Raw genomic sequence first — 22450 nt, 5'->3', positions numbered from 1 at the left:
GGATGAAAAGAAAAGTCCGCTTTTTTCGATCAGTCAATTTTAAGATCGCTATTACTTTTATTTTGATTTTATTGATCTCAATCGAAATTATTGGCGCCTATTTTATACGTGGATTGGAACGTTCCACGATCAATACATTTATTAAAGATATGAATCAAACGGTGGAATCATTAGCGACGACAATCAGTCCGGAATTAAATCGCAAAGATAACGTAGATGACGAAGAGGTAAATGCGAATATCAAGAGATTCATTGAAAACAGTGCGACTAGTGATATCATCGAAATACGGGTCGTTGACGAAAAAGGGATCATCCGAGGAACAACTGATGTCAATGAACAAAGCGCTGTGGGAAAGAAAAATGATTATGTCGATATCAATGATTTCACAACTAAACGGTATGTTGCTTTAGATAACGACGATAAACGGGTGAATATCAATGTTCAACCGATCCTGTCCCCGACCGGCGATGCCGTTATCGGGGCTCTTTACGTCAAAAGTAATATCGAACAAAAATATTCGGAGATCAATAATACAGCAGTCATTTTCTTTACTGCCTCACTGATTGCTGCGTTTATCTCAATGATCGTCTCCGTTTTAGTTGCTCGTTCGATTACTCAGCCAATCGGTGAAATGAGAGAACAAGCCATTCGAATCGCCAGAGGAGACTACAGCCGGAAAGTCAAAGTGCATGGACAAGATGAACTAGGGCAGTTGGCTGATACCTTCAATCAGTTAGCTGAACGTATCGAAGAAGCTCAAGATACAATGGAAGCTGAACGCAATCGGTTGGATAGCGTGCTGTCTCATATGACAGACGGCGTCATCGCGACAGACCGCAGGGGGAAAGTCATTACGATCAATGATATGGCTGTTTCCTTGCTAGATGTCAAGAATGAGGAAGCAATTGGACAATCGATTTTGACACTTTTGGATATCGAAGAAGAATATACCTTGCGGAAATTATTAGAAGATCCAAACGAAATGGTACTTGACCGTTCAACCAGTACATTGGAGAGCGATCAGATGATCTTACGAGTAGACTTTTCCATGATCCGTCGCGAATCAGGTTTTATCAGCGGATTAGTAGCTGTCTTGCATGATGTGACAGAACAAGAAAAAACAGAACGGGAACGCCGTGAATTCGTTTCTAATGTTTCCCATGAGCTTCGTACACCACTGACAAGCATGCGCAGTTATATCGAAGCATTGAGCGAAGGTGCATGGAAAGACGAAGAAGTAGCACCAAATTTTTTGAAAGTAACATTGGATGAAACAGATCGGATGATTCGAATGATCAATGATCTCCTGAATCTATCTCGCATGGATACAGGAAATACCCAGCTTCAATTAGAGTATGTCAATTTTAACGAGTTAGTGAATTTTGTTCTTGACCGTTTTGATATGATGGTGGGAAACCAAGAAAAAAATTATAAGATCCGTCGCGAATTCACACAAAGAGATCTTTGGGTCGAAGTAGATACAGATAAAATCATCCAAGTAGTCGATAATATCATGAATAACGCGATCAAGTATTCACCAGATGGGGGAACGATCACCTGTCGCTTATTAGAAACGCATAATAACGTGATTTTAAGTATTACCGACCAAGGATTGGGGATTCCTAAAAAAGATCTGAACCGAGTGTTCGAACGATTTTATCGAGTAGATAAAGCACGTGCTAGAGCACAAGGTGGGACAGGACTTGGATTAGCTATTTCTAGAGAAGTAATCAAGGCGCACCGAGGCGCGATTTGGGCAGAGAGCAAGGAAGGAAAAGGATCGACTTTTTATATCTCGCTGCCATACGAACCTTATGAGGAGGAATGGTGGGAATGAGAATTTCTGAAAAAGTCGTTCGCGTAGGACTTATTTTGATGGTTGCATTAAGTTTATATTTCTCTTATGCCATCTGGCTGAGTCCAGCAGGGAAAAGTTCGATCAGCGTCGATGAGACAAACACTCAAATGATCGAGTCTCAAAGCAATCGGAAAACTTCTGAAGTTTTTCTTCCGCTTCATGTCACGTGGCACCATTCGGGAACGATCCAAGAAACCAACAGTGAAAATCTCGTGTACCGATTGCAATTGATCATCGATAAAGCAAGATTCGGGAAACTTTCTGAAGTCGTTTCGGGAGATGAATCACAATTCGAACAAGTGAAAAACCTGACATCTGGTTTCGAGTTGGCCTATAATGCGCCTTTTTTGCTAAGAGAATATAAGGAAGCATTTGATTTAGATGTAGACGTCTCGAATTTGGCAAAAGAAAGCGAAAATATGTATTTTACTAGAATACAATTCGATCAAGAAAACAAAAAAATCCGATTTTTGAATTATTCGAACCACCTTGTATATGAAGCGAATATTTCGTTGAATTGGGAGGATATCAACAAAGAATTAACAGCAAACGACACGAAATGGACAGAAATGTCAACAGAACCGTCGACGATCGACACCCAATATGCTACGAAACATTCAATCAAGTTGAAAAAGTACAGCTATATCCTTTCGCAGCAACCCTATACACTTTTTAGAAATGCTTTTTTCCAGAAACCAGATAGCGTGAAGAATAATGATGAAAGCAATGAATTGATTTTTTACGGTGGGAATGAAACGATGTCTATCCATTCGGAAACGCAAGTAGTTGATTTTCGAGGAGAGCTGCCAGAGAAAAAAGAAAATGCTAGTGTATTTTCTGAAAGTTTTCCCTATATTAGCAAATTAGGCAGTTCTTTAGGGAATCTTAGATATTTTGACCGCAGTGACAATACCATCGATTACCGGATCTTCGTGGAAGGCTTCCCGGTTTTTGGGACGGACAGCAGAGGACAGATCGGTGTGGAAGTTGGCGGTGAAACGAACGGTTCGGTGCAAGTGAATATTCAAACCAGTTTTAATACGATTCAAGTACCGATACCTTCAGATGAAGAAGTAGAACTTGCAAGTACGAATGAAATCATCCAGCAGCTGGAAGCTAAGGGAGCAGATAGCAACAAGATTGGTTCAGTAATCGTTGGCTATACATGGCAAAATGTTAAAGAAACGAATCGCGTCGTTGATCTCTTACCTGAATGGTATGTGAAATATGAAGATAACTGGTATTCAGCTAACGACCTTCTGGAAAAATTACCTGGATTGGAGGCGAATTAATTGGATTTTAAAAAAATCGAATGGATATTTTTCGTCGCTTTTTTAGGGTTGAATGTGTTTTTATTCAGCAGTTATCATGATGCGGTATACCAAGAAAACAATGTTATTCGTTCTGATCAGACTGAATCCATCCAACAACGTCTGGCTAGTGACGATATCACTTATACGGGGAAGATTTCTTCTGAGAGCAAGCAAGGCTATTATCTTAGCGCGGAACAGACCAATCTTAGCACTTCATTAGCAAATTATCGCAAGGCTGGTAAAAGCGGATTGTTGGAAAGTGGCGTGTTTTTAGACGGCGATGTTTTGACAAAATCCTTATCCAGCTCAGAATCTGAAAAGAACGTGATTGATCCAGATAAGATCAGCAGTTCTTTGGAAGATTTTTTAGCTAACAAAGACAATATTTTGTTCGGTAATGAGTATGTGTATACGAAAAACTTTTCTCATTTAGAAGAAGAACCACTAGAAATCCAAGCAAGCCAAGAGTATGAAGGTATTCCGTTCAATGATGATACAGCAAAAATCGTTCTTTCTTTAGAAAAAAACGATAACGATTATAGTATCACGAAATACATGCAGACGCATTTATCTGATATCGAGCAGCTGCGTGAAAAGACGGAACTGTATACAGAAGAGGAAGCAATCAATACATTGTACATCAATAACAAAATACCAAGAGGATCAAAAATCTTATGGCGTCAACTAGCTTATTCCTGTATTCTGAAAGTCCGGGAAAAAAATGTGTATGTTCCTGTTTGGCATGTAGCGATCGAAACAAGTGATAAAGTGGTTCAAATCGAGAGTGTCAACGCTTTCAGCAATACGATCGTGACAAACAACACTGTACCAAAAGTGGAAGATCAATAAAAAAGCGAGTATAATGAAAAAAGTTTACAAAGTAAGAAGGGAAGTAGGAGTCAAATGGCTGAAGAAAAACCAGCTTTTAAAATCAGTATCCTAGCAAGTGGAAGTTCGGGTAATTCACTTTATATCGAAAGTGAAAAAAAACGGCTTTTGGTCGATGCAGGACTTAGCGGTAAAAAAATCACTTCCTTGATGGCTCAAATTGATCGGACACCGGACCAATTAGATGGAATACTTGTGACGCATGAACATCGAGACCATATACATGGTGTGGGTGTCTTGGCTCGTAAGTATCATTTGGATGTTTTTGCCAATCAGCAGACTTGGGAAGCGATGGAGCCGCTGATTGGGAATGTACCAGTGGAACAAAAACATCTATTTGAGATGGGAAAAGTAAGAACATTCGGCGATATCGATATTGAGAGTTTCGGCGTCTCCCATGACGCAGCAGCTCCGCAATTTTATCGTTTCCATAAAGAAAACCGTTCATTCGTCATGTTGACGGATACCGGATACTGCAGTGATTACATGCGAGGTGTCATTGAAAATGCCGATGGTTATTTGATGGAAAGTAACCATGATCTTGAGATGTTACGCATGGGACCCTATCCGTGGAATCTAAAACAGCGTATTTTAGGAGATAGAGGGCATCTTTCCAACGAAGATGGTGCACTTGTCATGACTGATGTGATCGGTAATCGGACCAAACGGATCTATCTTGGTCATCTTAGCAAGGAAAACAATATGAAAGAACTTGCTCATTTAACGATGGAAAATGTTTTGAAAGAAAAAGATTTTGGCGTTGGACATGATTTTGAAATCTATGACACAGATCCAGATGAAGCAACTGAGCTATTTTCAATTTAAATAGTTCAGTCAATAAAAAAATAAAAACAGAAGATAAAATCAATTAGTGTTGGTTTTATCTTCTGTTTTTATTTTTCAGAACATTGACAAAACAACCGTGTTATCGGCTGACTACACTGATATGCTGTTTTTCATGTTGTTTATCCAGTATCTCATCTACTAATGCAATCGCGTAATCTGCCATGCTGATCGTACTGTCGCCAGCAGCGTTTCTTTGTAGATAATCATCACTTAATAAATAAGTGCCTGTACGCTTGCCGTGTGGATCAAATAAAGAAGCTGGACTGATATAAGTCCACTGTAGATTTTTAGATTGTTTCAATTTTAGCAATCCTTCGTACATATTGAAAGCTGTTGGATAGAAGGGTGCATTTTTAGGTACTTGGTCAATCATACGAGTCGTCTTTTCTGTATCCAAGAATAACGAAGAGGCACCCCCAACGACGATTAAGCGTGTATCGGTTCCTTCAAGTATCTCAATCAAATGGGACAAAGAAGTTTGATGCATTTCTTCTTTTCCTTTAGGAGCGTTGAAAGCATCAACGACAACATCAAAAGATACAAGGTCAGTAGCTGTCAACTCAAATAAATCCTTTTGTATAAACGGAACATCTGATGGTAATTTTTCTGGATGACGCACGATTGCCGTCACATCTAACTCTCTGGACAATGCTTCGTCTAAAATAAATGAACCTGCATGACCAGTAGCGCCAATGATTGCGATTTTCATAAAAAACCTCCTTTTTTATTCCTGTCCATTGTAAGCAGTTACTGGATATTCGTCAAAGAATCCGTTTTTTGAAAAGCTTAGTGCGCATTCCTTTCATGGTTCGTGTTCATTAGGTATAGTTAAATTAAGAAAACTAGTTAATCAAATAGAAGATGAAGGAGATAAGAAATGAAAGAGTGGTTAGATCGTGCCTTTTTACCAATGATAACATCTGTTGTGAATCTTAGACCCTTAACTGCTTTGCGTAATGGAATGACTTATACGATCCCGATAATTATAGCTGGCTCGCTGTTTTTCTTATTTGCTCATTTTCCTGTAGATTACATCGCTCAGTGGATAGACAAAACAGGATTTTCTATGTATTTTACACAAGTATACCAGGCTACGTTTGACGTGATAGCCTTTTGGATCGTTTTTGCTATTGCGTATGCTTATGCAAAAGAAGAAAACATCGATCGCTTGCCAGTCGGCATGACAGCCTTGTCTGCTTACCTACTACTTATTCAGCCACTTAATGTTCAGGGAGAGATAGATAATATCTGGACAGGCGGTGAAGGGATACTAGGAGCAGTTGCAACCGGGCTCCTCATCGGATGGGGCTATGCACGTTTAGCAAGATTTGCGAAAGGGTGGAGGCAAAGAGGGAAGATTCCTGAAAATGTTTGGCAGTCTTTTACTTCATTGATTCCAATACTTGCTATAGTCATTTTTACGCTTATAGGTTCAGCTGTTTTTCAACAGTTGTTCGGGATGACTGTTATTCAAGGAATATGGACGTACGTCCAGCTTCCGATCCAATCGTTGATAGACACGTTATTCGGTGTGCTTTTATTAGGTTTTTTTGTCCCGTTTTTATGGCTATTTGGTCTTCATGGATCTGCGATGGTCAATGGGTTGGTTAGTCCGATCTTACAAGCAAACTCATTAGCAAATGCAGAAATCTTAGCCTCTGGAAAAGAATTGACTGTGGCAAATGGCGGGCATATCGTTACTCAGCAATTTCTTGATCAATTCATGACTGTTACCGGAGCAGGTTTGACGTTAGGGGCTGTATTTTTTATGATGTTTTTTGCGAAATCGAGGAAATACCGAGAATTAGGAAAACTTTCTCTTTTACCAGCCTTTTTCAATATCAATGAATCGATTATTTTTTCCACACCGATTGTGATGAACCCGATGATGGCTGTTCCTTTTATTTTCGCGCCGATCCTCTCAGGATTGATTACCTATTCCGCTTTATATTTTGGATTTGTTCCTTTATTTACAGCGGTCCAAGTTCCTTGGACAACACCGCCGATCCTCTCGGGTTTTTTAGTAGGCGGAGTGCCTGCAGCGATTTTACAAGGTATCGTGCTGGCAATTAGTTTTTTTATTTATTTCCCATTTTTGAAAAAAATAGATTCTGCAAACTTCAAAAAGGAAAGACAGACAAAAAATGCTGGAACAGCAGAAAAGATCATCGACTAAAAAAACAAAAATACTCCTGTCGCTTTAGATTGGAAAAATCACCAATCTAGGATGACAGGAGTATTTCTAATCATGTTTATACCAGTCCTTTTTGGACAGCTAATTGAACAAGAACAACTAATGTGTTCATTCCTACGTGTGTGATCATTGATGTCCAGATCCGACCAGTAGCTTTGTACTCTAGGCTGAAGAAGAAACCTAAGAAAAAGTAAATCAGCAAATGACCATCATTATGAGCAAACGCAAACAGCAAAGAGCTGATCACTGCCCCGACCCAAAAATTTGAATACCGGCTGATGATCCCCAGTATGCTGCGGCGGAATACGAACTCTTCCATGATGGGGCCTGCAATAGTTGTCGCCAAAATAAAAGCAGGTGCTTCCATGATCATCTGGATGATATTTTGTGTATTCTCAGAAGGGGTTGCTTCGCCAAACAATACAGATTCCAGCATGACAGCGATGCTTTGCAGAAGCAATGCGACAAAGATCCCAACTAATCCATAAATAACGATCTTTGGAACAGAAGCTTTTTTTACTGCTGATTCGATCGCTAAAGGCTCACGTTGCTTAAAATAAAAAATAGCTAGGACAACCGCGCCCAATATATACATGACTGCAGTTGCTGTGATCAATTCAGACGTAGATTTTACAAGTCCTATCGAAGCGAGGATCAAGGGTGAGATAAAAATTAAACCATAGCAAAAAATGCTGAGGAAACTATATTTTTTTAAAGACATGTAATTCCTCCTTTTAAGGGATAACAAGCATGCAAGGCAAGCTTTTATCGATTGATTTCAATTATATCATAATTTCAATAAGCAACTGTCAGAATAAAATTTCTTTTCTTTGATTTAAAAGCTTGCAAAAAAGAGGGAGAATGAGTATTATTAAAAATGTAGGTTAGCACTCGAAGGTTAAGAGTGCTAACGAATTAAAAAAAGAGTTATCGGAGGGATTTATCGTGTTAAAACCATTAGGTGATCGCGTCATTATCGAAGTCGCAAAAGAAGAAGAAAAAACTGTCGGAGGAATCGTTTTAGCTTCTGCAGCTAAAGAGAAACCCCAAACTGGGACAGTTGTTGCAGTCGGTGAGGGCCGTTTGTTGGAAAACGGTGAAAAAGTTCCTGCCGCTGTGAAAGCAGGCGACCAAGTTATGTTCGAAAAATACGCCGGTACAGAAGTAAAATACGAAGGAAAAGAATATCTGATCGTCGCAGGAAAAGATATCATGGCGATTGTTGAGTAAATTTTGAAGATAGAAAAAATAATCAAAAATAATCGATGAGGTGAATCAATCATGGCAAAAGAATTGAAATTTGCAGAAGACGCACGCGCAGCTATGTTACGCGGGGTAGATAAATTAGCAGATACAGTGAAAGTAACATTAGGACCTAAAGGCCGAAATGTCGTACTAGAAAAATCTTACGGCTCTCCATTGATCACAAATGATGGTGTGACGATCGCAAAAGAAATCGAGTTAGAAGATCATTTTGAAAACATGGGTGCAAAACTTGTATCAGAAGTAGCATCAAAAACAAATGATATTGCCGGTGACGGAACAACGACAGCAACTGTTTTGACACAAGCAATCGTTCGCGAAGGTTTAAAAAACGTAACTGCAGGTGCTAATCCTCTAGGCATTCGCCGCGGGATCGAATTGGCAACAAAAGCCGCAGTGGAAGAGTTGCATAATATCTCAACTGTTGTTGATTCAAAAGAAGCCATTGCACAAGTAGCAGCTGTTTCTTCAGGTTCTGATAAAGTTGGACATTTGATTGCTGATGCAATGGAAAAAGTTGGAAACGACGGTGTCATCACAATTGAAGAATCAAAAGGAATCGAAACAGAACTAGATGTTGTAGAAGGTATGCAATTTGATCGTGGTTACTTATCACAATATATGGTAACAGATAACGACAAAATGGAAGCTGTTCTAGAAAACCCATATATCTTGATTACAGACAAAAAAATCTCTAACATCCAAGACATTCTGCCATTGTTAGAACAAATCTTGCAACAATCACGTCCATTATTGATCATTGCTGACGATGTAGATGGCGAAGCATTACCAACGCTTGTTTTGAACAAAATCCGCGGAACATTCAATGTAGTAGCTGTAAAAGCTCCTGGCTTCGGTGATCGTCGTAAAGCAATGCTTGAAGATATCGCTATTTTGACAGGTGGTACAGTAATTACTGACGATCTAGGTCTAGAATTAAAAGATGCAACAATCGAAAACTTAGGAAATGCGTCTAAAGTCGTTGTAGATAAAGACAATACAACGATCGTAGAAGGTTCAGGAGAAAAAGAAGCCATCGAAGCGCGTGTGCAATTAATCAAAAACCAAATTGCTGAAACAACTTCTGATTTTGACCGCGAAAAATTACAAGAACGCTTAGCTAAATTAGCAGGCGGTGTAGCTGTTGTTAAAGTCGGTGCAGCTACTGAAACAGAATTGAAAGAATTGAAATTACGCATTGAAGATGCATTGAATGCTACACGTGCCGCAGTAGAAGAAGGAATGGTCTCAGGTGGTGGTACAGCTCTAGTGAACGTTATCAGCAAAGTTTCTGCTGTAGAAGCAGAAGGAGACGTGGCAACAGGTATCAAGATTGTTGTTCGTGCTTTAGAAGAACCAATTCGTCAAATCGCTGAAAACGCTGGTTATGAAGGATCAGTGATTGTTGATAAATTGAAGAACGTAGAACTAGGTACTGGTTTCAACGCTGCTACTGGAGAATGGGTAAACATGGTTGAAGCAGGTATCGTAGACCCAACTAAAGTAACACGTTCTGCCTTGCAAAATGCCGCTTCCGTTTCTGCCTTGTTATTAACAACAGAAGCAGTCGTTGCAGATAAACCAGAACCAGCAGCACCAGCAGCTCCTGCAATGGATCCATCAATGATGGGCGGTATGATGTAAGAAAAGCACCTTGCTTATCTAGCGTAGCCCATTATTTGAGAAAGATAGATAAAAAGTAGAAAAGGAAGCGAAATACTTCCTTTTCTACTTTTTTTGTATACTTATTCATAATAAGTATTATTTAAATGGTATCATTTGCTTTTGCGAGTAGTTGGAAACTATACTATTTATAAAGGATTATGCATATTTTTTGCATTCGCATAGTTATTTATTTTATCTGATAAAAACAGATAGCCAGATAGGAATAACTATGCTATATTTATAATATCATTATAATGTATGCGTATTCAAAAAAGGAGCTTTGGTAACAATAAAAACAGGAGGAGAAAAAATGAATGGATTAATGAGTTGGATGGAGAAGTATATTTTGCCAGTTGCAACGAAAATCGGGTCGGAGAAACACTTGGTTGCATTGAGAGATGCTTTTATTGGTACGATGCCAGCTACGATGGCAGGAGCAATTGCTGTTTTACTGAACGCATTTATGCGGGATTTTCCGAATACGTATCTAGGTGAAGGGAATGCAATCACGACATTTTTTACCCCAGTCATTGGCGTAAATGGATTGATCTGGAATGGTACTTTAGCTATTATGGCAGTGGTCTTTGTCTTATCACTAGGAGCGAATCTAGCGAAAGCCTATGAGGTCGATCCTGTCTCAGGAAGTATTGTTTCTCTGGTTGCTTTTATTATCGGCTTACCCGATGCAGCAACAGCGGTGTTGACATTGCCCGAGAAGCTTTCGCAAGACGCAGCAGATTTGATTACTTCTGCAGGTGGTGTGATTGCTGGAACGCCAGACGGAGGACAAACGTTATCAGTAGGCGCATGGGGCTATTTTAATTTTGGTAAATATATGGGTGGGTCTGGTTTGTTCACTGCTATGATCTTTGGATTTATTTCTGTCATTATTTTTGCGATTCTGATCAAGAAAAAGATCATCATACGGATGCCGGATTCTGTGCCACCTGCTGTAGCAAGAGCTTTTGCGGCAATTATTCCTGCATTAGTTTCTTTATACGTCGTTGGAGTGATTAATTATATCTTTAGACAAACAGCTGGTGAGCCGCTGATTGACTGGATTTCTGAAGCCATCCAATCTCCTTTGATGAACTTGTCACAAGGTTACGGAGCGGTCTTTATCATTGTTCTTCTTGTGCATGTTCTTTGGTTTTTTGGTCTTCACGGCACAAATATCATGTCACCTGTTTTGCAGACCTTATATGGTACCGCGATGGTCGAAAACACGAATGCCTTTCAAAATAATGAACCCATTCCTTTCAAATGGGTGGCAGGTTCTTTTGAAGCTTTTGTCTGGCCGGGGGGAGCTGGAGTCACGCTGGTGTTGATCGTTATGATTTTATTTTTATCTAAACGGGCAGATTATAAAACGGTAGGAAAGTTGGGGCTTGCACCAGGAATCTTCAATATCAATGAACCAGTGATGTTTGGTCTTCCTGTTGTGTTGAATCCGCTGTTGATGATTCCGTTCATCTTGGCACCTCTTGCGACTGCAACGATCGCCTATTTTGCCACGATGGCTGGGCTTGTTCGTCCGGTTGTAGTAAATGTGATCTGGGTCATGCCAACGATCATCAGTGGATTTTTAGCTACTGCGGGAGATTGGCGAGCCATCGTTTTAACAACCATTAATTTAATAGTAGCTGCTTTGATCTGGGCGCCATTTATTTTAGCAGCAAACCGCTTAGATCCAAATTTAGGTGAACCAGAGGAATAGAACTTTTCTATTGCAAAACAAACTCCTTGATATGAGACGCGTTTCATACACTATACTCAAAGTATCAAAAGGAGGGCTTGCAATGAATACCTATGTAGAGATAACAGATGGCACAACGAACAATTATTTTTATGCGTTTGTCGAGTTTAAGGGTTCCATATTAACGTTGTACAGTTTTCAAGGGCTGAATAAGAATATAGTAAAAGAAATACCGATGAATGAAATCGAAACGTTGACAAAAGATATATATTGGGGTGGCCAGCGGATCAGTTTTTCTCATGATGGAAAAATGTATCAGTTTTTTGAATGCGGTCCAGCTGTGGTAGACTATTTACAAGAAAATCTTTTTGTATAGGTGGCGAAGCAGCAGTGGCAAATATTCGAGATATCGCAAAGCTCACAGGTTATTCAGTTTCTACTATTTCACGTGTGATCAATGGACATCCATATGTAGATGAGGAAAAAAGGAAAGAAATACTTGCGGTCATGAAAGAAGTCGATTATATCCCTAATGCAAAAGCCAGACAGTTGAGTTATGGAAAAACGAAAAGTATCGGAGTAATCTTGCCTTATACCAACCATCCGTACTTTGATCAGCTGATCAGTGGGATCATTGAAGAGGCGTTTGACTATGATTACAAAGTGACGCTTTTACCGACGGGTTATCAGAAAGAAAAAGAGCGAAGCTATCTTGAAGAATTTGCAGCTAAAGCGTTCGATGGTTTGATCATCACATCTCGTGCCAATACACTAGAAGATTTGCTGGATTATCAAAAATATGGTCCTCTAGTTTTTTGTGAAGAAATCAAGGAAAAACAGGCAAGTTGCGTCTTTATTGATCGAGAACAATCGATTACAGAAGGTCTTTCTTATTTGAAGCAGCAAGGGGTAAAACGATTGGGCATCACATTGGGGCGAAGTGGCAGGCTGAGTTATAATTCAAAGATCACTTTGCAACTATGTCGTCGACTTTTTCCATTTTTTGATGAGTCACTTGTTTTTTGGGATTGCATAGATGCAGAGAAAGGAAAACAAGCAGGTATCTTTTTTAAAGATCATAGAGTTGATGGGGTCTTTACAAATTCGGATATGGTCGCAGCAGGCATCTTGCAAAGCTATCTGCAAGATAAGACACCAGTGGTGATTGGACGCGATAATTTGCTGATCAGCGAGCTTCTTGGCTTTCCAACGATCGATCACCATCTGGAAGCTTGCGGAGAAATGGCTTTTCAATTGTTTCTTACAGAAAAAAAGGATAAAGTGAAAATACCTTATACGTTTATTCAACGCTGAATTTTGGCAAAACACTTGTAAAAAATGAATCAGACACCAAATGTTAGTATAAAAAATCTAACTTTGGTGTCTGATGTTTTGTTGTTCGGTCGTTTTTGTCGGATCATGTAAACTATTATGCCTTTTTTTGGATGATTTCATTTAATGCTTTCGCTGCACCTTGACCACTTCGTTCGTCATAATATGCAGTGAATCGTTCATCGGCTTCGTACATCATCCCTAATCCTTTATGCGCTTCTGGCTGATATTCAGACCAGCTGTAAGATAACCACTTCTTATGAGCTTGAAAGATGCGATCTGCTAAGTTTTCATCTGCAGAGGCTTGTAAATAAAGAGTGAGATCAGCTAACATATGCTTTTCAACAGTTTGCATTTCTTCATACGTTTCTTTATCCATATTCATCCATTTTTCGTTGGATGCTGTAACCTTTTCTTCCCCGTATTTTTGTCGAATCTCTTGTCCATAAGTTTCTTCATTTTCTTTCAATTTTTGTTGTTTGAACCCTTCAAATTTTTCTTTATCACTCATTTTTCTTCCTCCTTCGTACCTATCAAGTGTTTGTTGGACAGTTGCCAAGAGGATGTCGATTTGTGCCCGTTTTTCTAGAAGCATCTGCTGATGTTCGATTAAAGCTTTCTGGTGGTCAAAATGCGGATTATCTAAGATTTCTTGAATATCCTCCAACTTGAATGCCAACGTTCGATAAAATAAGATATGTTGCAGACGATCGACTTCTTTTTTGCCATAAATCCGATAGCCTGAGGAATTGATCCTAGCTGGCTTTAGCAGTCCAATCTCATCATAAAAGCGCAAGGTTCTCGGACTGACTCCCGATATCTCTGACATTTTCTTTATTGTGTATTCCATTATTTTTCCTCCTGACAAATGTAAGCATAATCCTTTACGTAACGAGAAGGTCAAGAAAAAAGTGTATTTTTTTCTCATAAAATTATGTTATACTATTAAGTGATAAAAGGTAAATCCTTTTGTTTTTTAAGGTTCAATTGTAACCGATTCCTTCATGTTGGGGACGACGGGGAATATATATGGGATTGAATCTAAATCGACTATATAGAAAAGAGGAATGAGATGAAGCTAATCGAAACACCTGTGAATAGTAATTTAAATATTAAGACATTTTATCCTAAAGTAGTAGAATTTTTTTTTGGGAATACGGCCATTAATTATTACAAATTATTTTCGTTAGATCGGACACAGTTGCTGCTAGTGGACACATATGACAAAAAGCAAGTTGTGATGATCAATACGAAGAAAAAAATCACAAGGCAAGAAATCGACTATGCGATTCATCACGTTTTAAAAATGACACGGGAAGATGTCAAAGTCCATATAGGAGTGAAACAGGAGCTGGAACGTGCCGGAATACAATTCAAACGTCCAAATAAAGATATTGTAGTTGTTGAGCAAAAGAATCCGATGGATTGATGTCCTAATTTATGCTAAACCGCTCCATACTTATGATGTATACAGTAAAAAAGAGGTCGTAAGCCTGCCGTTCAGCTCCGAGTCACAAGAAACAATTTCAAAAAACAGTTTCTTATGTTTTATGGATATTGTGACTTGTGACCGAGGAGTTGGCAGGAGAACACCGTTTATTCGGAAAAAAGGGAATGTGACAGACTTTTGTCGCAGCCCTTTTTTTGGTGTCCAATTATACGAACAGTTGTGGTTTAATTGACGGCAGCTTTTTTCTTTCAGGTCTTTTTAAAAGCAAGTGAAATTTCTTATTTTCATGAGCTTTTTTCAATTCAAGGTATAACTTGACATAATCTGTCTTTCCTTCCAAAAAATTCACTACATAATAACTTGTATCCGTTTCTTTGGGCATAAGATGTACAGAAGAGACGATTAGAAAATCAATGGGTTGTATTTCTTCATAGGATAATTCCTTCAGTTCGATAAAGGACAAGTCTTTTAAAAAATTCTTGATATCTTGGGTAAAAAAATAATTTGTTTCCATCACTAAAGAAACTTGTAACTTAGTTGAATTTTCATTGTCCTCGCAACATTGCAAAGTCAGCCATGCAAATATTTCAGCTAAATCGTTACAGCAAATAGAAAGCCATTGATAATTATGTCGACGCCCCAACTTATTCAAGAAAAAGGTAAAATGCTCTTTTAAATAGTAATAACTTGAAGACTTCTTTTTATGAAAGTAATTCATTAGAAAGAAGAGTGTCGGTACACGCTTTGGAAAAAGATAATAACAAAAAAGAATATTAAATAAATGGAGGTGAACAATTTGATTGTGTTGAAAAACACGGTCATCAGGAAAAATCTCAGTTTGCCAATAATTGTCAAGTTCTTTCAATAAGGAAGAAAGCAGCTGTCCTTTTTTGTCGAATATGTCTAAAGCTTCATTAAGAGTAGGATTCTCATATTGAAAGGTCGGTGCATAAAACACCATAAATTGTGCAAAACGAAATTCACTATCTTGATGAGAGGCGGGAATAGAAAAATGTTCACCAAAAAGGCATTTTATTCGATGATCATTACTAAAAACTGCTTCGCTATAGCGAGGGTCATCCTCTACATAGTGACCTTGTGCAATCCGCTGAGTGGTAATCCCAGCAAAAAGACAAACTTCTTTTTTTCCTACGAAACTCCAATTTAAAGATGTATGCTTAGTAAGTTCAGCCAATTTTTTTAATAACTCAGATTTTGAAATGACATCGAATTCCTGTACATAATCGGCTAATGACTGCAGATGCCGCATAGCAGAAGCACGACTAATGAAATTTTCTTGGCAGAATTCCATCAGATTTTTCTCTGGATAGAAAAGAGAAGATTTCATCGCGCGATAAGGGAGGCTCTGCTGGATAAGATAGGAATAATAATAATCATAGTTTAAATCGATTGGCAGATTCTGATTGATCTTGTTTTTTGACAATAATTTGAATCCAGAAAAGCAAAAGTCATCAAATTCATTCTCCATTTCATTCAATATATTTTTTACGACACTAGAAGATAAATCAAGTTTTTTACTGATTTCTTTGATAGTTAATTCATGTTGCTCCTCCAATAGATGAAAAATTGCTAACTTGCGGCGTTCTTTCTGGGTAAACACAATATTGAAAAACATAGGACCTCCTTTTTGATTGCTTATTTCTTTAAATAATTAAAAATACAAATATTTTATAAACTATTATTCAACTCCAGATCATTTCTAGATACCTCTTCATTTTTCTTTATATCCGCTTAAATTATATTTTTCTCATTTTTTTGGTTTTATTCCCATTTTATTGTCTCAAATTTGATCGATAAATACAATTTATTTGAGAAAACACTTCCATTTTTTATGAGTTAATGTTTTTTATTAAGTTGGTTGCTACCTTTTATTATGGATTTAATGGCTGTTTACGGTATTTTTTTGTTATTATATTTTTTAACAACCTCTTTTTAATCTATCTGCAATCTTATTTTAATTAAGTTAAATTTTAGTTGTCGGATAAAAGATGAGAACGACTATATCGGAGCTTTTTGAAAAAATCTCACTAATATTCAAGAAGGGGAAGAGAGGAAATGAAAAAAACGAAAACTGTCTCACATTATGGCAGTGTAGTTTTTATGGTTGCTGTCCTATTTTTATCGCAACTTACGGGACTGTCGCAAATCGCTTTTGCCAAGACTGAGTCTGAAAAAGTAGTAGCTGATGAACATGCGAATATTGTGATCGATTACGAAATGGATGAGGAACTGAAGCAGATACAATGGAGTATGACATATGAGAAGCATGCAAAAGATGAAGCTGAATATCAAATGCAATTTAAGCTGGAAATAGTTGAACACGAAGGATTATTACTGAGAGAAAGCATTCAGGAAATCGAACGAACCTTTGGAAAAGTAGGACCAGTTGATGAGGAATGGTACTACGCAGGTGATTTTTCTTCAGAGAATGAGAGAATTGAAAACGTTTTTAAAACCCTCATAGTAGAAGAATACAATCAATACCATCTAAAAATTACGCCAAGACTAATGAAACAAACAGGAGATGAATTAGAAGAGATATTCATCGGTGACCAGACAGAGTACGTAGTCGCAGTCGATTTATCGGAAAATACTGCCGTACCTGAAATAAATGGGGAGCCTACTGAGATTTCTGATAAGCCAGAAGCATCAAGAGAAGAACCAGTGGAAGAAGCTCAAACAGAAGCGGAAGAAGTTGAAAACTATGCCGCTCCCAGTATATTAGATCCCAATTTGAATGGTGCTTTTGCAGATGCTATTCCTTTAAATCACTTGTTTGCAAGACCAAGTCATATTTTCACACTTGCACCTAATGTCGCAACATTAGATCAAGACTACCGATTAAGTTATATGACGCCTTCAAATTTGAGTTCATTGCTATATAACAGAGGGCATATGGTTTCAACAAGTTCTAATAGGATTGATTTTACGAACATGTCTACGGATATCGGATTTACAAGTTATCTCTATTTTGATGAAGATACAGAGGGAATCACGTTCTTTCTTCATGATGGGAATCCTACTAATTTGTTTTTCAGCAGACGGGGTATCTACAATATGTATGATCCTACAGCAGGGCATTCACCTAAGTCATTAGGAGCGTATTATCACCCAGACCTTTTGACAGGTATAGCTCCTATTGATAAGTATATAGCGAATGGAATGATTCTTGAATTCGATAATAAAATTTCTACTGGCCCTCTTCTAAATATCAATGCATTAGGAGATCGAGAATTCTCTGGTGCCCATATTGCAGCAGCGCCTTCAGGTAGTCCGATTACTAAATCTTTTAAAAAAGACTTTGGCATAAACAGTGAATTTTCGACTAACAGCTGGTGGAAATTGGATATCAACATTACCCCAGCAGGGATGCTTACCTTTACAATGGAGGATCTGCGCCAAACAGGAGGATATGGCATAACAGAAGGCACCATCAATATCAATGACTATTTTACCAATCTTCCATCGAAGAAACTATACTGGGGATTCACTGCGACTGCTGAATTTTCTCTTCTTAGTCCTCGTGCAGATGCAGCAATCTTTTTAACCAATCCACGATTTGAGGTCCAAGGGGAATTGGTGCATGAAATTACAACGCAAGAGCAAGGCGTGACGGTGAATGTGAATGGCAAAAAAATCCCTATCAATACAGAATTGGAACACGCAGTTACATTTTACAACGAAGAAGGCGATGGTAGTATCTTCCTTAATCCTAGTGAAGATAATGGCATCACTATCTTGACTTCTGATGAAGAAGAAAGCAAATCCAATCCTTTTGAGTTTACTGAATTAATCTTATCAGAAGATGGCTATCAACCATATTTTACGTATCAAGAACTAGATAGTAACGGTGAAAATGCTACAAGAATAGATGTAAATGCTTTTTATGATTCATCCACCCAGCGCTTTTATCCAGAGGAAGCTATCGAGATTCCTATAGGAACAGAAGTGACGTTGCATTACAAAACAAAAGTAAAATCAGAGTTTCAAGGGCTTGAATATCATAACGTCTATGAGCGGGTAGAGTTTATTGGGAGAACAGGCACTACAACCGGTGAGTATTATCATGCTCAAGTCGAACATGCAGTTGAATACGAGATCCAGCGTGAACCTAACCACCCACCAGAAATTGACAACTTACGAACGGCAAATGAAACGTTTGGCGAAAAAAATACATTTATTGATTTTCAAGATCCGTTCCATTTTACATTTGATTATCTTGATCCAGACTTAGATCGTTTGTATTACAGCGTATGGATCAATGATGAGTTATTGATTGAAAATCAGATAATCACAGATGCAGAAGAAGAATTCAAAATGCATCAATCACGAGGGTTCAAAATCGATCTAAAAGATTCAGAAGGTGTTTTCGAACTAGGAGAAAATACAATCAAGCTCACCCTTACTGATAATCGACCTATCAATGATGAGATCACTTATCTAGAGCTAAATGGAACCTTCACTGTTGAAGGATTTATCGGATTTGAATTCGTGACAGAAGAATACAGCTGGAAGTATGCTCGATCACAATTGCCAATGAACAGACAAGCACAAGCTCGTGAAGAAGGGATGCGTGTTGTTACTAGAAACACGTTGAATACATCGGATTCATATAGAGTGACCGTATCCGCTGAAGAACTAAATCATGTGGATATGCAACATGCGATTAGTGAAGAGTATCTTGTGTTCAAAAATGAATGGGGAGAAATCGCACTTTCTGCTTTAACGCTTGAGATTGACAAAAAGTATGAATTTTCGGAGGAAGAAGGGCTATTGCTGCGGCTAAACAATCAAGAGGCGTTAGGCGTATATTCTGGAACGATCACGTGGAAAATTGAAGATGTGTTATAGCAAGAAGCTAGCTTTGAAAGGGGGGATCGTATGGCTGGCTAGATACTAGAAAAAAAGTGGAAAGGAGAAAACAATGAAATCAAAAACCCGATACTGGATGATTTCTGTTCTTCTTCTACTCCTGTTCTCGTTATCGATGCCAGTGGTGAATGCTGCTACCCAAGCTGGTGAAACGCATGCAGTCATAGAAATCAATGAACGGGAGATAGGAAAGCAGACTGAAAAGGGAGAAGAAAAACAGAAAAGCAGTTTTCCAGAGGCAAATGAAGCAAAGGCAGGATTGATTTCATTTGTTGGGACGCTGTTGATTATCGGCGTTATTTTAGTCTATCGTCATCAAATACGTGGAGGCGAAAAACATGAAAAATAGATTTTCGCTAGCGTTATGGAGTGCATTATTCATAGGAATGTTTAGCTGTTCTTCTGCTGTTCACGGACAGACCGAGGGCACGACTTCTCTGAAAATCGTTCCTTTGAATGAACAATTTCCACGGATGCTATACATTGATGATTTACTGTTCGTATCGCGCTATACAGATGAACACAATCAAATCCATCGAGAGAGCAACGATTTATCGATTACCTTTCTTGATTCTCGAAAAGAGAGCACAAAATGGCAACTACAACTGAAAACAGAAGACTTCCGTTGTAAAAAAGATGGCCATCTTTTGACTGCCGATTATCAATTAGGCAGAGGAATGTTCAGCGGAAAGAACGAAGAAGCAGTCGAAGGATTGGAAGCTTTCGAATATGATCACCAAGATGCAGGAAAAGAGTATCGTACGATCATCCAGTCAACAGGAAACAAAGAACGTGGAATCGTTACATATACGATTCCTGGCGAGCAGTCAACACTCTCTTTTCCTGAGGGGACATCTAGTGGTCATTACTACTCGAAACATTATTGGCGATTTGTGAATGCAGAATTTTGATGAGAAAAAAAGGAGGACAAAAAATGAAAAAATTAGCAGGGGTTTTAAGTACAAGTGCGATGTTATTTACATGTTTTGCACCAACAGTCATGGCAGCAGAATTTGATGAACCAATGGATGGAACGACCAGAGTGGAGATTACTGACTTTTTAGTAGAGGATGGACTTCCAACTTATCCAGGGATTTTTACACTAGATTCTGTTCCTGATATCGATTTTGGTGAACATACGGTTGCGCAAATCAGCGCAAACACAACTGTCAATGGTACTTTTGATGGCGCATTGCAAGCTTCCGATTTTCGTCCGCTAGAAGCCAGCAAAACAGAAGCTTTAGAATTGATTAGCGAATACACTGGTGTTGAAGATACAACAGAGCTGGCAGCAGCTTGGGAGAATGCTGTAGTTGCGGGAGACTGGGTATTGACAGTCAGTGCAACAAACTTAACAGATGATATTGCTTCTGCTCTTACGATCAATGGAGAAAATATATTAGAATCTGCAACAACTCTTCCGATATCTTATGTTTCCGGTACTTTTGATCATATAAATGAACTCACATCAGAAGCGCCAACACTAACAATCAAAGCGAATACACCGGTTGGAGAGTATACTGGGACAGTTACTTACACAGCAGTGGATTCGATCTAACAGCAGTATTTCAAGTAAAATAATTTGTTTTACTTGAAAACAACCGCAAAAGGATGGAGCGGATAAGCTAACTCCATCCTTTTTACATAAAATGGAGGGATGAAAAGTGAGACGACATTTAGTATTGGTTTTGATAACTTTGTTAATACCGCTAGTTTTTCCTGGAATCGTCGTTTTTGCTGATGAAAATCATGGAGCAGACTATAGCGTCCATCCTATTTTACCGGACAATCAGCGAGAAGGACGTTCATTCTTTGATTTACGAGTAGAACCTGGAACAAAACAGACACTACAGATCCAGATCAATAATTTTTCTGATCAGGAGCAAACGTATTTTATCAATGTCAATACAGCTCAGACAAACGGAAACATAGTGATTGACTACGGACAAAATGAATTACCAGAGGAGTCAATCGTTCAGCAACCCATCTGCGCATTGGTCGATTATCCAAAAGAAGCAGTGATCCCAGGGAATAAACCAGGAGTCGTTACTTTAGAAGTACAAGCACCTGATACTTCCTTTGATGGAATCTTATTAGGCGGGATCCAAGTGAAAAAAGATTTTTCAGCTGAAAAAGAAGAAAGTAATCAGCCTTTTTTTAGCGAATACGCTTATGTGGTTGGGTTGATGATGAGCGCAAATGACAAGGAAGTTGTGCCGGATCTGAAGTTGAATGAGGTACGTTCCGAAGTGATCACCAACAATGCTGGTGTGGTTGCTGTGCTAGAAAATCCTCAACCAATCAATATCAAGGGAGTGACCGTTGAAGCAACTGTTCATTCAAAAGGACGGGAAGAACCGATAATGACACGAAAAATCGAAAATGGTGGTATTGCTCCTGAATCAGTTTTTGCTATGCCTATTTATCATGGGGAAGCTGGAAATACGAAACCTTTAGAATCGGGGGATTATCAACTTTTAGTCGAAGCACAAGATGAGACAGGGCAAAAGTGGTTGCTGACAAAAGACTTTACGATTACGAAAGAACAAGCAAACTCAGTCAATCATGAGGTTTTTACTGTAGAAAATAATACAAATTCTTTGTTGTATATCATTATCGGGGCCCTAGCAGCAGTTCTTTTAGTCGGTGGTTTCTATGTATATCGCAGAGGAAAGAAATTCCGCAGAAGGTGATTCATATCGAATATTAAGTGAAATCTGGTTTATAAGAAGTAGTAAAGATAAGAGTAGGTGCTGTGACAAAAGTCTTGTTGCAGCCCTTTTTTCCGGATAAACGGTGTTCAATCAGCTGTCCTTCGGTATTAGCTCAACAAACGGCAAAATATGAGGAACTATTTTTCCGTTTGTTTCTCTAATACTCAGGTCAAAACGCTGATTTCACAACCTCTTTCTTAAACGGTGTTCAAAAGCCAGTTTCTCGGTATTAAGTCCAATTTATGCAAAATGTGGAAAGCCATTTTCACAAAATTTTTCTTAATACTCGAAACTAAGCGGCTTTTTCACAACCTCTTTTTCAGAAAATAATGAAGAT

Annotated in this window: 20 protein-coding genes; 16 read left to right on the top strand and 4 right to left on the bottom strand. The window is 38.5% G+C overall.

Features of this window, described 5'->3' with window-relative positions; genetic code table 11:
- The first annotated feature begins 2 nt into the window (after positions 1-2).
- Genes walK through IGK53_RS10570 form a run of 4 tightly spaced genes read left to right on the top strand, consistent with a single transcriptional unit; the run spans position 3 to position 4885 of the window.
- Positions 3-1838, top strand: a complete 1836-nt coding sequence (gene walK / locus IGK53_RS10585; RefSeq protein ID WP_002290593.1) for a cell wall metabolism sensor histidine kinase WalK — start codon at positions 3-5, stop codon at positions 1836-1838.
- Entirely contained in the window at positions 1835-3151 is a 1317-nt protein-coding gene (locus IGK53_RS10580) for a YycH family regulatory protein (protein WP_430604737.1), read from the top strand. Before walK ends, IGK53_RS10580 begins: the two co-directional genes overlap by 4 nt.
- A complete protein-coding gene (locus tag IGK53_RS10575) occupies positions 3152-4021 on the top strand; it encodes a two-component system regulatory protein YycI (protein WP_002290596.1) in 870 nt (289 codons plus the stop codon).
- A gap of 54 nt (positions 4022-4075) precedes the next feature.
- Positions 4076-4885 carry an MBL fold metallo-hydrolase gene (locus IGK53_RS10570; RefSeq protein ID WP_002288854.1) on the top strand — a complete coding sequence of 270 codons (810 nt, stop codon included), beginning with the start codon at positions 4076-4078 and terminating at the stop codon, positions 4883-4885.
- A gap of 100 nt (positions 4886-4985) precedes the next feature.
- Here the strand turns inward: IGK53_RS10570 and IGK53_RS10565 are convergent, their stop codons facing one another.
- Positions 4986-5615 carry an NAD(P)-dependent oxidoreductase gene (locus tag IGK53_RS10565; RefSeq protein ID WP_002290597.1) on the bottom strand — a complete coding sequence of 210 codons (630 nt, stop codon included), beginning with the start codon at positions 5613-5615 and terminating at the stop codon, positions 4986-4988.
- A gap of 168 nt (positions 5616-5783) precedes the next feature.
- Between IGK53_RS10565 and IGK53_RS10560 the strand changes: the two genes are divergently transcribed.
- Entirely contained in the window at positions 5784-7082 is a 1299-nt protein-coding gene (locus IGK53_RS10560; protein WP_002328931.1) for a PTS sugar transporter subunit IIC, read from the top strand.
- A 76-nt stretch (positions 7083-7158) separates the two neighbouring features.
- Here the strand turns inward: IGK53_RS10560 and IGK53_RS10555 are convergent, their stop codons facing one another.
- Positions 7159-7821, bottom strand: coding sequence for a CPBP family intramembrane glutamic endopeptidase (locus IGK53_RS10555; protein ID WP_002290604.1), 663 nt, complete (start codon positions 7819-7821; stop codon positions 7159-7161).
- Positions 7822-8045: 224 nt separating this feature from the next.
- Here IGK53_RS10555 and groES point away from each other — a divergent pair, with 224 nt between their 5' ends.
- The 5 genes from groES (at position 8046) to IGK53_RS10530 (ending at position 13038) form a co-directional block, all read left to right on the top strand.
- Positions 8046-8330 (top strand): co-chaperone GroES, encoded by a 285-nt coding sequence (gene groES, locus IGK53_RS10550; protein WP_002288862.1) that lies wholly within the window; start codon positions 8046-8048, stop codon positions 8328-8330.
- A gap of 51 nt (positions 8331-8381) precedes the next feature.
- Positions 8382-10007, top strand: coding sequence for a chaperonin GroEL (gene groL / locus IGK53_RS10545; protein WP_002290607.1), 1626 nt, complete (start codon positions 8382-8384; stop codon positions 10005-10007).
- Positions 10008-10338: 331 nt separating this feature from the next.
- A complete protein-coding gene (locus tag IGK53_RS10540) occupies positions 10339-11745 on the top strand; it encodes a PTS sugar transporter subunit IIC (protein WP_002328932.1) in 1407 nt (468 codons plus the stop codon).
- An 82-nt stretch (positions 11746-11827) separates the two neighbouring features.
- The gene (locus IGK53_RS10535) at positions 11828-12100 is read left to right on the top strand and encodes a hypothetical protein (protein WP_002293626.1); all 273 of its coding nucleotides are present in this window, start codon (positions 11828-11830) and stop codon (positions 12098-12100) included.
- Positions 12101-12114: 14 nt separating this feature from the next.
- On the top strand, positions 12115-13038 hold the full coding sequence (locus IGK53_RS10530; RefSeq protein ID WP_002293627.1) for a LacI family DNA-binding transcriptional regulator: 924 nt from the start codon (positions 12115-12117) through the stop codon (positions 13036-13038).
- A gap of 115 nt (positions 13039-13153) precedes the next feature.
- Here the strand turns inward: IGK53_RS10530 and IGK53_RS10525 are convergent, their stop codons facing one another.
- Positions 13154-13906: a MerR family transcriptional regulator gene (locus tag IGK53_RS10525; protein ID WP_002293628.1), complete on the bottom strand. Its 753-nt coding sequence runs from the start codon at positions 13904-13906 to the stop codon at positions 13154-13156.
- A 222-nt stretch (positions 13907-14128) separates the two neighbouring features.
- Here IGK53_RS10525 and IGK53_RS10520 point away from each other — a divergent pair, with 222 nt between their 5' ends.
- On the top strand, positions 14129-14485 hold the full coding sequence (locus IGK53_RS10520) for a DUF1827 family protein (protein ID WP_002293629.1): 357 nt from the start codon (positions 14129-14131) through the stop codon (positions 14483-14485).
- Between the two features lie 226 nt (positions 14486-14711).
- Here IGK53_RS10520 and IGK53_RS10515 read toward each other — a convergent pair whose 3' ends face one another.
- The gene (locus tag IGK53_RS10515; RefSeq protein WP_002328933.1) at positions 14712-16142 is read right to left on the bottom strand and encodes a helix-turn-helix domain-containing protein; all 1431 of its coding nucleotides are present in this window, start codon (positions 16140-16142) and stop codon (positions 14712-14714) included.
- Between the two features lie 440 nt (positions 16143-16582).
- Here IGK53_RS10515 and IGK53_RS10510 point away from each other — a divergent pair, with 440 nt between their 5' ends.
- The 5 genes from IGK53_RS10510 to IGK53_RS10490 all read left to right on the top strand — a co-directional run bounded on the left by IGK53_RS10510 (position 16583) and on the right by IGK53_RS10490 (position 22092).
- Positions 16583-19378, top strand: a complete 2796-nt coding sequence (locus tag IGK53_RS10510) for a hypothetical protein (RefSeq protein WP_047928256.1) — start codon at positions 16583-16585, stop codon at positions 19376-19378.
- Positions 19379-19451: 73 nt separating this feature from the next.
- Entirely contained in the window at positions 19452-19748 is a 297-nt protein-coding gene (locus IGK53_RS10505; RefSeq protein WP_002293634.1) for a hypothetical protein, read from the top strand.
- Complete coding sequence (locus tag IGK53_RS10500) at positions 19738-20310, top strand: hypothetical protein (RefSeq protein WP_002293635.1); 573 nt, start codon at positions 19738-19740, stop codon at positions 20308-20310. The genes IGK53_RS10505 and IGK53_RS10500 overlap by 11 nt, the downstream gene beginning before the upstream one ends.
- Positions 20311-20333: 23 nt before the next feature.
- Positions 20334-20957, top strand: a complete 624-nt coding sequence (locus IGK53_RS10495; RefSeq protein ID WP_002328935.1) for a hypothetical protein — start codon at positions 20334-20336, stop codon at positions 20955-20957.
- 106 nt (positions 20958-21063) lie between these two features.
- On the top strand, positions 21064-22092 hold the full coding sequence (locus IGK53_RS10490) for a DUF916 and DUF3324 domain-containing protein (protein ID WP_430604730.1): 1029 nt from the start codon (positions 21064-21066) through the stop codon (positions 22090-22092).
- Positions 22093-22450 lie beyond the last annotated feature (358 nt).

The organism is Enterococcus sp. DIV1224, from assembly GCF_050555455.1.
Taxonomy (GTDB): Bacteria; Bacillota; Bacilli; order Lactobacillales; family Enterococcaceae; genus Enterococcus_B; species Enterococcus_B lactis.
This window is presented reverse-complemented; position numbering and strand designations above follow the sequence as displayed.

Coding starts and splice junctions, on each gene's coding strand:
- IGK53_RS10505 (WP_002293634.1), top strand. CDS start 19,452: ATGAAATCAAAAACCCGATACTGGATGATTTCTGTTCTTCTTCTACTC.
- IGK53_RS10535 (WP_002293626.1), top strand. CDS start 11,828: ATGAATACCTATGTAGAGATAACAGATGGCACAACGAACAATTATTTT.
- IGK53_RS10525 (WP_002293628.1), bottom strand. CDS start 13,906: ATGGAATACACAATAAAGAAAATGTCAGAGATATCGGGAGTCAGTCCG.
- IGK53_RS10580 (WP_430604737.1), top strand. CDS start 1,835: ATGAGAATTTCTGAAAAAGTCGTTCGCGTAGGACTTATTTTGATGGTT.
- IGK53_RS10500 (WP_002293635.1), top strand. CDS start 19,738: ATGAAAAATAGATTTTCGCTAGCGTTATGGAGTGCATTATTCATAGGA.
- IGK53_RS10540 (WP_002328932.1), top strand. CDS start 10,339: ATGAATGGATTAATGAGTTGGATGGAGAAGTATATTTTGCCAGTTGCA.
- IGK53_RS10495 (WP_002328935.1), top strand. CDS start 20,334: ATGAAAAAATTAGCAGGGGTTTTAAGTACAAGTGCGATGTTATTTACA.
- IGK53_RS10515 (WP_002328933.1), bottom strand. CDS start 16,142: ATGTTTTTCAATATTGTGTTTACCCAGAAAGAACGCCGCAAGTTAGCA.
- IGK53_RS10520 (WP_002293629.1), top strand. CDS start 14,129: ATGAAGCTAATCGAAACACCTGTGAATAGTAATTTAAATATTAAGACA.
- IGK53_RS10560 (WP_002328931.1), top strand. CDS start 5,784: ATGAAAGAGTGGTTAGATCGTGCCTTTTTACCAATGATAACATCTGTT.
- IGK53_RS10555 (WP_002290604.1), bottom strand. CDS start 7,821: ATGTCTTTAAAAAAATATAGTTTCCTCAGCATTTTTTGCTATGGTTTA.
- IGK53_RS10570 (WP_002288854.1), top strand. CDS start 4,076: ATGGCTGAAGAAAAACCAGCTTTTAAAATCAGTATCCTAGCAAGTGGA.
- IGK53_RS10565 (WP_002290597.1), bottom strand. CDS start 5,615: ATGAAAATCGCAATCATTGGCGCTACTGGTCATGCAGGTTCATTTATT.
- IGK53_RS10510 (WP_047928256.1), top strand. CDS start 16,583: ATGAAAAAAACGAAAACTGTCTCACATTATGGCAGTGTAGTTTTTATG.
- groL (WP_002290607.1), top strand. CDS start 8,382: ATGGCAAAAGAATTGAAATTTGCAGAAGACGCACGCGCAGCTATGTTA.
- walK (WP_002290593.1), top strand. CDS start 3: ATGAAAAGAAAAGTCCGCTTTTTTCGATCAGTCAATTTTAAGATCGCT.